Origin of the sequence: Phycicoccus sonneratiae, assembly GCF_016887965.1 — a bacterium.
Lineage (GTDB): Bacteria > Actinomycetota > Actinomycetes > Actinomycetales > Dermatophilaceae > Phycicoccus > Phycicoccus sonneratiae.
Genome location: NZ_JAFDVD010000012.1, coordinates 1 through 11,606 on the forward strand (window position 1 = coordinate 1; position 11,606 = coordinate 11,606).

An 11,606-nucleotide genomic window follows, 5' to 3' on the forward strand; every position below is an offset into this window, starting at 1 on the left:
CCGGCCGGGCCACTGCACGGTAGCCGAGCTCAGCCCTGGATGACGACGCTTTCGCCGTTCGCGGTGAGCTCCCAGTCCTGCGAGAAGAAGCTCGGCGGGTCGATCTGGCCCTTGGCGGTGACCCAGTCGATGAGCAGCTGGCGGATCTCGACCTGGCGGTTGTAGACCACCGGCGCGGTCTTGACGCCGGGGAAGTTGCCGCCACCGCTCTGCCGGTAGTTGTTGATCGCGATGACGAACTGGTCGCCGTCCGCGACGGGGGCGCCGTCGTAGGCGAGCCCGACGATCCGCGAGCCCGGGTCCTGCGCGATGTCGATCGCGTAGGTGAGCGGGGCGTCGAGGCCGCCCATGATGTCGTAGTTGTAGTCCGGGGTGCCGTTCGGGGCGGTGTCGGTGACGGCGTTGGTCACCTGGTCCGGAGTGAAGGGGCCGGCGTTCGGCACCGTCTTGAAGTAGCGCGCGGACCACTCGAGGTAGGCCTTGACCTCGGCCCCGGTCATCGTGATGCCGAGCAGCGTGTTGTCGAAGATGTAGAGCCCGGCGACGTCGCGCACGGTGACGTCACCCGCGGGGATGGCCGCGTCCTTGTTGAACGGCGCGGCGATCGAGAGCACCGGGAGGTCGGCCTGCGGCGTCCCGACGAGCGCGTCCTTGACCGCCTGGCCCTGCACGAGGTTGATGAAGTCCATGGCCGCGGTGTCCTCGTAGCGCGAGGTGGCCGCGGACATCGCCGCGGTGCTCGCGCCGATGACCGAGTTGACGTAGGTGAGGACCTTCTCGTGGGCCGGGCGGACGAGGGCCGCGATGCGCGCGTCCTCGGGCACGGTGTTGGCGTTGAGCAGCGAGGCCTGCGACCCCGTCACCCGCCAGCGCCCGCGGACCAGCTCGAGGTCGAGGTCCATGACGCTGACGCGCATGCCCCAGTAGAGGGGCTCGGAGAGCAGGACGTCGCGGCCGGTGACCGTGTTCTTGACGAGCTGCTGCGCGACCTCGAGGTGGGCGTGGCCGACGAGGATCGCGTCGATGTCCGGCACCTCCTGGGCGAGCTGGGTGCTCGCGTTCTCGGGGAACGGCAGCGCGTCGCCGTAGCTCGACCCGGGCACCGGGCCGGAGTGGCACGAGACGACGACGACGTCGGCACCCTCGCGCTTCATCCGCGGCACCATGACCTTGGCCTGCTCGACGATGCCGGGGAACTTCACCTTGCCCTCGACGTTGGCGGCGTCCCAGATCGCGACGCCCGGCGTGACGAGCCCGAGGATGCCGACGGTCACCGGCTTCTGCCCCCGGACCTTGATCCGCTTCATGACGTACGGGCGGAACACGGGACGTCCGGTGTTCCAGTCGACCGAGTTCGCCGAGAGCAGCGGGTGCCGGCACTGGCGCTCGAAGGCGCGCAGGGTGTCGAGCCCGTAGTTGTACTCGTGGTTGCCGAGGGCGGCCGCGTCGTAGCCGATGGCGTTCATCGCCACCGCCATCGGGTGCTTCGCGCCCTTCGTGATCGGGTCGATCTTCGCGTAGTAGTACGCGAGCGGCGTGCCCTGGATCGTGTCGCCGGCATCGAGCGTGATGCAGCGGTCCGCACCGCGCTCCTCGCGCACGGCCTTGATGAGGGTGGCGGCCTTGGCGACGCCGATCTGGTTGCCCTTGCTGTCGCTGTACGCGGTGTTGGCGAAGTAGTTCCAGTTGTAGACGTTGCCGTGCAGGTCGGTGGTGCCGAGCACCGTGACCCGGGTCCGGCAGCCGTGCGGGCCGTGGTGGCCGTGGCCGTGGCGGTCCTCGGCCGAGGCGGCAGGGGCGGAGAGGACCCCCGCCCCGCCGACGGCGGCGAGGGTGAGGAGCTGGCGGCGGGTGGCGGCGGAGAGCGTCGAGTCGGTCACGGACCGGGACCCTAGCCCGAGCCGCGCCGCCCCGCGCGTCGGGAGGACGGCCGGATGTCGACCTGCAGGTGAACGGCCTGAGAAGCCGCTCAGCGACGGCCGACGAACCAGCGGCGGATGCGCTCGATCCGTTCGGTCACCTGCTCGCTCGTCGCCGACGCGAGCTCGGGTCCGCCGCACGCGCGGCGCAGGTCCAGGTGGATGCTCGCGTGCGCCGCGCCGGTCTTGCTCGAGTACGCGGCGACGAGCTTGTTGAGCTCCTTGCGCTGCGCGGCGAGCGCGCGGTGCTGGGCGACCGGGCTCGGTCCGGCCGGTTCCGGGGAGCGGGTGCGACCGCCCTTGGCCTGCTTGGCCTGGCGCTCGTGGAGCAGCAGGGCGACCTGGTCGGGCTCGAGCAGCCCGGGCAGCCCGAGGTAGTCCTGCTCCTCCTCGGACCCGACCTCGGCGTGCAGCCCGAACTGCTTGGCGTCGAAGAGCACGTGGTCGAAGTGCGCGTCGGACTCCAGGGCCTCGAAGCGCGAGTCCTCGAGGTCGAGGGCCGACTCCGTGCGGTTGGCCGCCGCGATGAGGCCCTCCTCCTCGGCCCACAGCGACGCCTCGTCCTCGTCGCTGCTCGGGCGGTCGAGGGCGTGGTCGCGCTCCTCCTCCATCGTCGCGGCGAGCTGGAGGATGACCGGCACCGAGGGGAGGAACACCGAGGCCGTCTCGCCCCGGCGCCGGGCCCGGACGAACCGGCCGACCGCCTGGGCGAAGAAGAGCGGCGTCGAGGTCGAGGTCGCGTAGACGCCGACGGCCAGCCGGGGCACGTCGACGCCCTCGGACACCATCCGCACCGCGACCATCCACCGGCTCGTCGACCCGGCGAACTCCTCGATGCGCGAGCTGGCCCCGGCGTCGTCGGAGAGGACGACGGTCGTCTCCTGCCCCGTCACGGCGGTGAGGATGCGGGCGTAGGCGCGCGCGGCCGTCTGGTTCGAGGCGATGACGAGACCGCCGGCGTCGGGCACGTGCCGGCGCACCTCGGACAGGCGCTTGTCGGCGGCGGCGAGCACCGAGGGGATCCACTCCCCCTTCGGGTCCAACGCCGTGCGCCACGCGTGGGCGGTCTGGTCCTTGGTCAGTGGCTCGCCGAGCCGGGCGGCCACCTCGTCGCCGGCCTTGGTGCGCCAGCGCATCGCCCCGCCGTAGGCGAGGAACAGCACCGGCCGCACGACGCCGTCGCGCAGGGCGGCGGCGTAGCCGTAGGTGTAGTCGGACGCCGAGCGGAGGATGCCGTCCTGGCCCATCTCGTAGCGCACGAAGGGGATCGGGCTGGTGTCGGAGCGGAACGGGGTACCGGTGAGGGACAGGCGCCGCACCGCCGGCGTGAACGCCTCGCGGATGCCGTCGCCCCAGGAGCGGGCGTCGCCGCCGTGGTGGATCTCGTCGAGGATGACGAGGGTCGGCTCGTGCTCGGTGCGGCGGCGGTGCAGCCCCGGGTTGGCGGCGACCTGGGCGTAGGTGAGGGCGACGCCGTCGTACTCGCTGGAGTGCACGCCCGCGGAGTTCGAGAACCCCGGGTTCAGCTGGATGCCGACCCGGCCGGCGGCGTCGGCCCACTGGGTCTTGAGGTGCTCGGTGGGGGCGACGACGGTGACCGCGCGCACCACCCCGCGGTCGAGGAGCTCGGTGGCGATCCGCAGGGCGTACGTCGTCTTGCCGGCGCCGGGGGTCGCGACGGCGAGGAAGTCCTTGCCCTCGCGCCCGAGGTAGGCCTCGAGCGCCTCCTCCTGCCAGGCCCGCAGCTTCGCCGCGGTACCCCACGCGGCCCGCTCGGGATAGGCGGGAGGGAGGTGGCCGGCGGCAGAGGTACTCATGGGCGTCGGCCACGATAACCGGCGTCGCGGCGACACACCGAAGGCCCCGACGGAACTCGTCGGGGCCTTCGGGATGTGCTAGCGGACAACGGAGTCCGCGCGCCCGGTGGTCAGGCTCGGTAGGTCGTCCAGAGGCTCTGGGCACGGGCGACCTGGCCGGCCGAGAACGTGTTCATGCACGAGTCGTCGGTGTAGTCCATGAAGTTCTTGATCGGGTCGGTGCCGGCGGCCGTGCAGGTGTCGCGGCCGGTCGGGCAGCCGTACGCCGGCGAGGCCTCGGCCGGGGTGTCGTCGACGTAGTCGCCCTGCCCGCTGCAGCCACCCTGGAAGGTGTGGTAGAGCCCGAGCCAGTGGCCGATCTCGTGGGTCGCGGTGTCGCCCTGGTTGTACGGGGCGGCGCTGCCACCGGGCAGGCTCTCGTCGAGCATGACGACGCCGTCCATCGGGTCGACGGTCGACTTCGGGAAGGTGGCCCAGCCGAGCAGGCCGCCGCCGAGGCTCGCGGTGTAGAGGTTGAGGTCACCCTTGCCGCCGACGTGCAGCGCGTTCTTCATGTTGCGCTCGGCGGTCGTGCCGTCGGTGATGCCGTTGTACCAGGAGGCGTTGTTCGTGTAGTCGGTGCTGACCGTCTGGAAGGAGAAGCCGGTGCCCGCGTAGGCGCTGTTGAGGACCGAGATCTGCCCGGCGAGCTCGGAGGCGGTGAGGTTGCCGGCGCTGCCGTCGGTGATGACGTGCCAGTGGACGGGGATGACCGTGCTCGCGAAGGCGGCACTGGCCGGCTTCTTCGCGGCGCTGCGGTTGGCGGCCGAGACGCCCTTGGCGGCCATGTCCTTCTCGAAGCGGGCGTTGAGCGTCGCGGCCTCGGCAGCCGACATCTCGTGGGGGTCGAGACGGTTCGGGCCGCTCGCGTGGCGGCCACCGACGGCGTCGGAGTGCGTCCCGCACTGCGCCGTGGCGGCGGTGTCGGCCGACATCGGCCGGGCCTGGGAGGCGGAGGCGGGGAGGAGGGCACCGGCGACACCGAGGGTCAGTGCGGCCAGTGCGGTCAGGGAACGAGTGCGCATGGGCGTCCTTCCGGGGGAATGGCCCCACCGGTCGGCGAGGGCACCCGGAGGACGTTAGGCGCGGGCCACGGGGTCGTGGGTCTGTCCGTCGTCAGGGTTGGGTAAGACCTCGCCCTCGCGCGATACGCCCCCGGTCCCAACATCGGGTCAGTGCGACGTAAGAAGTCCGCAAAGGTCCGCGGGACCACCCGTGGCGCTCCGGGTGGATCGACGCGTGCGGGGCCGTCCAGGTTCCCGATCGGGTCGAGGTGACAGGCGACCGCCATCGGGTCGGGTTTCACCTCGACCCGGGCGCAGGCCGCCTGGTTCGAGGTGACAGGCGACCACCATCGGGTCGGGTTTCACCTCGACCCGAGCGGAGGACGTAGCGCGGTCGCTCAGTCGCCGTCCTCCGGCGGCCGGAGACCGTCGTAGATCTCCTTGCACGTCGGGCAGACGGGGAAGCGGTCGGGGTTGCGCCCCGGGATCCAGACCTTGCCGCACAGGGCGGTGACGGGCTCGCCCGACAGCGCGCTCTCGAGGATCTTCTCCTTGCGCACGTAGTGGGCGAAGCGCTCGTGGTCGCCGGGCTCGGCGACCTCGGGGACGGTCTCGGTGCGCTCGAGGACGGCCGTCTGCGTCTGCGGGCCGCCGGGCTCGCCCTGCGGGGCGTTCGGGTCGCTGGGCGGCGGCATCGTCTCGCTCATCCCCCGAGGGTACGCCGCGCCGGCCGGACCTCAGTTGAGCGAGGGGTCCGGCGGGAACCAGGCCATCCACCGCAGCGGGTCGCGCTGGCGCCGCAGCACCTGCTGCCAGAGGTCGTGCGGGTGGTCGGTGAAGGCGTCGTGGCTCTCCCCCTCGACGACGAACCACGACCCGGTCGCGATCTCCTCCTCGAGCTGCCCCGGCGACCAGCCGGCGTAGCCCGCGAAGATCCGCAGCCCGGACAGCTCGGGGGCGACGAGCACCGGCGGGGTGTCGAGGTCGACGAGGGCGACACCGCCGAAGAGCCGGCGCACGCCCGTGGGGTCCGGCGGGTCGCCGGGGACCGCGACGAGCCCGAGCGCGGAGTCGAGCTGCACCGGCCCGCCCTGGAACATCGTCGCCGGGCGGCTGGCGTGCTCCTCCCAGCCCGGGAGGACGGCCTCGATGCCGGCCTCGATCGGCCGGTTGAGCACGAGCCCCTGCGCGCCGTCGTCGCCGTGGTGCAGCACGAGGACGACGCTGCGCCGGAAGACGCCCTCCTCGATCTGCGGGGTCGCGACGAGGAGCTTCCCGGTGGTGTGGGACGCGCTCACGCGCCCATTCTGCCTCCGCGACCGCCACCGCGGCCGGACCTCGGCGCACCTCCGCCACGCTGCGGCCGACCACCGCGCGGACCACCCGGACGACCGCCGCGGCGACCCCGGGGCTGGCCCTCGAGGATCGGGCGCCACACCTCGTCGGGCACCGGGACGCCGGACGGCGTGACACCACCGAGCGCGCTCATCACGGAGTCGCCCGGGGCGACCTTGGCCGTGATGGCCTCGGCGCCGGCGTTCTCGATGATGCGGGTGACCATCTTGCGCTGGTGCGGCAGCGCGAGCATGACGACCGCGCCCTCCTCGCCCGCGCGGGCCGTGCGCCCGGCACGGTGGAGGTAGTCCTTGTGGTCGGTCGGCGGGTCGACCTGGATGACCATCCCGATGTCGTCGACGTGGATGCCGCGCGCGGCGACGTCGGTGGCGACGAGGACGGGCATCTTGCCGTCGCGGAACGCGCCGAGGACGCGGTTGCGGACGTTCTGCGACAGGCCGCCGTGCAGCGCCGCCGCGAGGACGCCCCGGCCGCGCAGCTCGCCGGCGATGCGCTCGGCGCCGAGCTGGGTCCGGGCGAAGACGACCGAGCGACCGGCGCGGCCGGCGAGCTCGGCGGTCAGGGCCTTCTTGTCCTGGGGGTCGATGAGGAGCACGTGGTGGCTCATCGTCGTGACCGCGGCCTGGGCGTCGTCGGTGGAGTGCGTCACCGGGTCGACGAGGTAGCGGTCGACGAGGGTGTCGACGCCGCGGTCGAGGGTCGCCGAGAACAGCAGGCGCTGCCCGCCGTCGGGCACGGCGTCGAGGATCGCGGTGACCTCGGGCACGAAGCCCATGTCGGCCATGTGGTCGGCCTCGTCGAGGATGGCGACCTCGACCCCACCGAGGTCGACGGCCCCGCGGTCCATGAGGTCGACGAGCCGCCCCGGCGTCGCGACGAGCAGGTGCACGCCCCGCTGAAGGCTCTTGATCTGCGGCTCGTACGACAGGCCGCCGGCGACGAGCCGGTGGGTGATGCCGGTGACGTGGACGAACGGCTCGAGCGCGTCGCTGACCTGCATCGCGAGCTCACGCGTCGGGACGAGGACGAGCGCCTTCGGGCGCTTGGGCTCCGGCCGCCCACCCGCGGCGAGGCGGGCGATGGTCGGCAGGCCGAACGCGAGCGTCTTGCCCGAGCCGGTGCGGCCCCGGCCGAGGACGTCGCGACCGCCCATGGCGTCCGGGATGGTCGCGGCCTGGATCGGGAAGGGGTCGGTGATGCCGTCGCGGGCCAGCCGCTCGACGATCCGCTCCGGCAGTCCGAGGGCGGCGAAGCCGTTGTCCTCGGTGACCTGCTTCGGACCGCCGGCCGCCGCCGAGCGGTAGGTGGTCCAGGTGTCGGCCTCGGCGCGCTCGGCCTCGGCGTCCTCGAAGGTGCGGGGGCGCTCGTCGCGCTCCCACGGGCGCTCGGCGTGCCGGCCCTCGTGGCGGTCGCGGCGCACGGGGTCGGCGACGCGCGGGGCGCGGTCGCGCACCGGGCGGTCACCGCGCTCGCGGCGGGGGCGGCCGTCGTGGGGACGGTGGACGTGGCGCTCGTCGCGCTCGCCGGAGACCCAGCGGCGCGGACGGTCCTCGCGCTGCTCGCGGGCGGGGCGGTCGTCGCGGTCGTCGCGACGCGGACGGTCGTCGCGGTCCTCGCGACGGAACCTCGGGCGGTCGTCGCGCTCGAACCGGGGCCGGTCGCCCCGGTCGTCCCGGCGCGGACGGTCGTCGCGGTCCGCGCGACGGAACCTCGGGCGGTCGTCGCGCTCGACGCGGGGACGGTCGCCGCGCTCGGGCCGCTCGGGCCGGCCCTCGCGACGCTCGGCGCGCGACGGCGTGCCGCCGCGGCGCGGGTCCTCGCGGTCCCAGCGGGGGGAGCGCTCGGAGCGCGGTCGCTTCGTGCGCTCCTCGCCGTCCCCGCCGCGGGCGGGCTTGGCGGCGGCGCCGGGGCGGCCGGCCTGGCCACGGTGCGGCTTCTTGGGACCCTTGCGGGCCTCCGCCTTCTGGGCAGCGGTCCAACGGGCCTTCGGCCCGGATGCCTTCTTGGGCATGGGGGTGTTCACCTGTGCTTCGTCGTGGGGAGGACGTTCGGACAGACACGTCGTCGGCCGGTGGCGAAACAGCGAGTACAACGAGTCTCCGGACCAGCAGTGGTCCTGGGCGGCCGGTTCGACCCGGGGGTGTCACCGGCGGCACCGGGTGGGAGTGGGGGGTGGTCGCGGGGTGCGACCCGGTGGACGCGGCCAGGCGTCCGCCACCTCGGTGGAGGGACGAGTCTACCAGCGCGCGGAGGTCGTCCCGGACGCCCGCCGGGCGACGCGGGGTCCGACGACCCGCGCGAGGAGCACCCCGAGGCCCACCCCGACGAGGTCGGCGACCGCATCGAGCGGGTCCCCGCTGCGCACCGGCAGCAGCGTCGCTTGGACCACCTCGCTGAGCACGGCGTGGGCCGCCAGGACCCCGACCACCCAGCGCGCCGGCAGCCCGGCGAGCAGCCCGAGGAGTGCCGGCAGGAGGAAGACCGTGAGGTGGACGACCTTGTCGGCCTGCGGGAACGGCAGCGGCCCGGGGTCGCGCGGCAGGTACAGGACGACGAGCTGGAGGACGACCGCGAGCACCAGTCCCGCGCGCAGCAGCCGCCGGGCGGCCGGACGGTCGCTCACGCGTCGGCGTCGCCGGCCTCGGCGGCGGGGTCCGCGGCCACGGCCCGTCGCACGGCGTCGGCGACGACGTGGGTGACGTCCGGGTGGAAGACGCTCGGGATGATGTACGTCGCGTTGAGCTCGTCCTCGGTGACGACACCGGCGAGGGCGTCGGCGGCGGCGAGCAGGACGTCCATCGTCACGTGCTTGCTCGCGGCGTCGATGAGGCCGCGGAAGACGCCCGGGAAGACGAGCACGTTGTTGATCTGGTTCGCGAAGTCCGAGCGCCCGGTGGCGACGACGGCCGCGTGCCGGGCGGCGAGCTCGGGGTCGATCTCGGGCACCGGGTTGGCCATCGCGAAGACGACCGAGTCCGGGGCCATCGACGCGACGGCCTTCTCGGAGAGGATGTTCGGCGCCGAGACGCCGAGGAACACGTCGGCACCCCGGACGGCATCGGCCAGTGTGCCACTGATGCCGTCGGGGTTGGTGTTCGCCGCGATCCAGGCGTGGTTCGGGTGGTCGCCGGAGAGGACGTCGGCCCGCTCGCGGTGGACGACGCCGTCGACGTCGGTGACGACGACGTGCCGCGCGCCGGCGTGCAGCATCAGCTTGAGGATGGCGGTGCCGGCGGCGCCCGCACCACTCATGACGAGGCGGACGTCCTCGAGCCGCTTGCCGACGACCCGCAGCGCGTTGCGCAGCGCGGCGAGCGCGACGATGGCCGTGCCGTGCTGGTCGTCGTGGAAGACCGGGATGTCGAGCTCCTCGCGCAGCCGGGCCTCGACCTCGAAGCAGCGCGGCGCGGAGATGTCCTCGAGGTTGATGCCGGCGAAGCCCGGGGCGATCGCCTTGACCGTGCTGATGATCCCCTCGACGTCGGTGGTGTCGAGGCAGATCGGAAAGGCGTCGATGTCGGCGAACCGCTTGAAGAGCGCCGCCTTGCCCTCCATGACCGGCAGCGCGGCGAGCGGGCCGATGTCGCCGAGCCCCAGCACGGCCGTGCCGTCCGTGACGACCGCGACGGTGTTGCGCTTGATGGTCAGCCGGCGGGCGTCCTCGGGGTTGTCGGCGATCGCCATGCAGACCCGGGCGACGCCGGGCGTGTAGATGAGCGAGAGGTCGTCGCGGGTGCGGATCGGCACCTTCGACTCGACGGTCAGCTTCCCGCCGAGGTGCATGAGGAAGGTGCGGTCGGAGACCTTGCCGATCTCGACGCCCTCGACCGTGCGCATCACGGCGACGATCTCGTCGGCGTGGCCGGGGTCACGGGTGAGCATCGTCATGTCGACGCGCATCCGCGCGTGGCCCGAGCCCGTGACGTCGAGGCCCGTGACGACGCCGCCGGCCTTCTCGATGAGGCTCGTCATCTCGCTGACCGCGGTGGGCCGGGCCGGCAGGACGAGACGGACGGTGACGCTGTTGGCGATCGAGGGCGCAGCGGGCATGGGGTCGATGAGACCACGTACCGGCAGGTAGCCCGAATCCGGTCCGTGGTGGGGCGGCCCGTCCGCGCCCTACAGTGACCCGCATGTCGGACCACGTGGAAGTCATCGGCACCGGGACCGCGAGCGCCTCCCCCGACGTCGTCGTCGTCGACGTGCGGGTCTCGGTCGAGGCGGCCGACGTCGCCGCCGCCCTCTCGGGCCTCGCCGCCCGGCTCGACGCCACGCTGACGGCCGCCGCCGACCACGGGGTGCACGAGCACGACCGCCGCACCACCGGGATGGGCGTCTCGCCCCGCTGGGACCGCGAGGGCCAGGGCATCACCGGCTACACGGCCCACCAGGCGCTCCGGCTGCGCGTGCGCGACCGTGAGCGGGTCGGCGACGTCATCTCCGCGCTGGCCGGCGCGGCCGGCGATGCGCTCGGGGTCGACAACGTCTCGCTCGAGGTGGCCGACCCCTCGCCCCTGCTCGTCCGGGCCCGGGCCGCGGCCTTCGCCGACGCCAGCACGCGCGCCCGCCAGTACGCCGACCTCGCGGGGCGCCACCTCGGACCGGTGCTCGAGCTCACCGAGGTCCCGGCCGGCGGCGGCCCGGTCCCGATGCCCAAGGCCCGCTTCGCCGCGATGGACGCCGGCGGCGTGCCGGTCGAGGGCGGGGAGTCCTCGATCACCGCGACCGTCGTCGTCCGCTTCGCGCTGGGTCCGGCGTGAGCTGGCTCGACGCGCTCGGCTGGTTCGGCTCGGCCCTGCTCGTCTTCTCCCTGCTCCAGGCGCGGATCCTGCGCCTGCGCGTCCTCAACACCGTCGCCTGCGCCATCCTCACCGTCTTCAACGCCCTGCTCGCGGTGTGGCCGATGGTCGCGATGAACATCGTCCTCGCCGCCATCAACCTCTGGTTCATCGCCCGGATGCTCCGCGAACGCGGCGACGAGCGGGCGTACGCCGTGCTCGCCGTCCGGGAGGACGACTCCTACCTCGGGCACTTCCTCGCGGTGCACGGTGCGGACATCGAGCGCTTCTTCCCCGGCTTCGCCGGCGCGCCGGCCGACGGGCGGTCCACCTACCTCGTGCAGCACGGCGACGAGACGGCCGGGGTCATCGCGGTGCGCGACGCGGGTGACGGGACGGCCCAGGTCGAGCTCGACTACGTGACACCGCGGTTCCGCGACTTCGCCCCCGGCGAGTTCGTCTTCCGGCGCTCGGGGCTGTTCCGTGAGCGCGGATTCACCCGGGTGCTCACGGCGCCCGGGATGGTCGCGCCGTACTACGACCGGCTCGGCTTCGCGCGGGACGGCGACCGGTACCGCCTCGAGCTCGCCTGAGACGCTCGCCACCCTTCGTCGGCAGATACCCCCTCGGGTACTACGCTCTTGTACTACACAGCGTAGTATGAGCGCACCGACAGCCCGAGGAGGCGAGCAC

At 73.4% G+C, this 11,606-nt stretch carries 10 protein-coding genes; 2 read left to right on the forward strand and 8 right to left on the reverse strand.

Features of this window, described 5'->3' with window-relative positions; all coding sequences use genetic code 11:
* Positions 1-29 precede the first annotated feature (29 nt).
* From JQN70_RS10715 to JQN70_RS10750, 8 genes are all read right to left on the reverse strand, one after another.
* Positions 30-1,880, reverse strand: coding sequence for a bifunctional metallophosphatase/5'-nucleotidase (locus tag JQN70_RS10715; protein ID WP_204131339.1), 1,851 nt, complete (start codon positions 1,878-1,880; stop codon positions 30-32).
* 89 nt (positions 1,881-1,969) lie between these two features.
* Complete coding sequence (locus tag JQN70_RS10720) at positions 1,970-3,736, reverse strand: DEAD/DEAH box helicase (protein WP_204131340.1); 1,767 nt, start codon at positions 3,734-3,736, stop codon at positions 1,970-1,972.
* A 110-nt stretch (positions 3,737-3,846) separates the two neighbouring features.
* Positions 3,847-4,800 carry a zinc metalloprotease gene (locus JQN70_RS10725; RefSeq protein WP_204131341.1) on the reverse strand — a complete coding sequence of 318 codons (954 nt, stop codon included), beginning with the start codon at positions 4,798-4,800 and terminating at the stop codon, positions 3,847-3,849.
* 377 nt (positions 4,801-5,177) lie between these two features.
* Positions 5,178-5,486 (reverse strand): DUF3039 domain-containing protein, encoded by a 309-nt coding sequence (locus tag JQN70_RS10730; protein WP_204131342.1) that lies wholly within the window; start codon positions 5,484-5,486, stop codon positions 5,178-5,180.
* Positions 5,487-5,516: 30 nt separating this feature from the next.
* Positions 5,517-6,077: a YqgE/AlgH family protein gene (locus JQN70_RS10735; protein WP_204131343.1), complete on the reverse strand. Its 561-nt coding sequence runs from the start codon at positions 6,075-6,077 to the stop codon at positions 5,517-5,519.
* Complete coding sequence (locus JQN70_RS10740) at positions 6,074-8,158, reverse strand: DEAD/DEAH box helicase (RefSeq protein ID WP_307835924.1); 2,085 nt, start codon at positions 8,156-8,158, stop codon at positions 6,074-6,076. Before JQN70_RS10740 ends, JQN70_RS10735 begins: the two co-directional genes overlap by 4 nt.
* 213 nt (positions 8,159-8,371) lie before the next feature.
* Positions 8,372-8,758 carry a VanZ family protein gene (locus JQN70_RS10745; protein WP_204131344.1) on the reverse strand — a complete coding sequence of 129 codons (387 nt, stop codon included), beginning with the start codon at positions 8,756-8,758 and terminating at the stop codon, positions 8,372-8,374.
* On the reverse strand, positions 8,755-10,185 hold the full coding sequence (locus JQN70_RS10750) for an NAD-dependent malic enzyme (protein ID WP_204131345.1): 1,431 nt from the start codon (positions 10,183-10,185) through the stop codon (positions 8,755-8,757). The genes JQN70_RS10745 and JQN70_RS10750 overlap by 4 nt, the downstream gene beginning before the upstream one ends.
* Positions 10,186-10,268: 83 nt before the next feature.
* Between JQN70_RS10750 and JQN70_RS10755 the strand changes: the two genes are divergently transcribed.
* Positions 10,269-10,895 carry an SIMPL domain-containing protein gene (locus JQN70_RS10755; RefSeq protein WP_204131346.1) on the forward strand — a complete coding sequence of 209 codons (627 nt, stop codon included), beginning with the start codon at positions 10,269-10,271 and terminating at the stop codon, positions 10,893-10,895.
* Positions 10,892-11,506, forward strand: a complete 615-nt coding sequence (locus JQN70_RS10760) for a hypothetical protein (RefSeq protein ID WP_204131347.1) — start codon at positions 10,892-10,894, stop codon at positions 11,504-11,506. The genes JQN70_RS10755 and JQN70_RS10760 overlap by 4 nt, the downstream gene beginning before the upstream one ends.
* The last annotated feature ends 100 nt before the right edge of the window (positions 11,507-11,606 follow it).

Excerpts from the sequence above, each read along its gene's own strand:
- JQN70_RS10730 (WP_204131342.1), bottom strand. The coding sequence starts at position 5,486 with ATGAGCGAGACGATGCCGCCGCCCAGCGACCCGAACGCCCCGCAGGGC.
- JQN70_RS10755 (WP_204131346.1), top strand. The coding sequence starts at position 10,269 with ATGTCGGACCACGTGGAAGTCATCGGCACCGGGACCGCGAGCGCCTCC.
- JQN70_RS10720 (WP_204131340.1), bottom strand. The coding sequence starts at position 3,736 with ATGAGTACCTCTGCCGCCGGCCACCTCCCTCCCGCCTATCCCGAGCGG.
- JQN70_RS10725 (WP_204131341.1), bottom strand. The coding sequence starts at position 4,800 with ATGCGCACTCGTTCCCTGACCGCACTGGCCGCACTGACCCTCGGTGTC.
- JQN70_RS10750 (WP_204131345.1), bottom strand. The coding sequence starts at position 10,185 with ATGCCCGCTGCGCCCTCGATCGCCAACAGCGTCACCGTCCGTCTCGTC.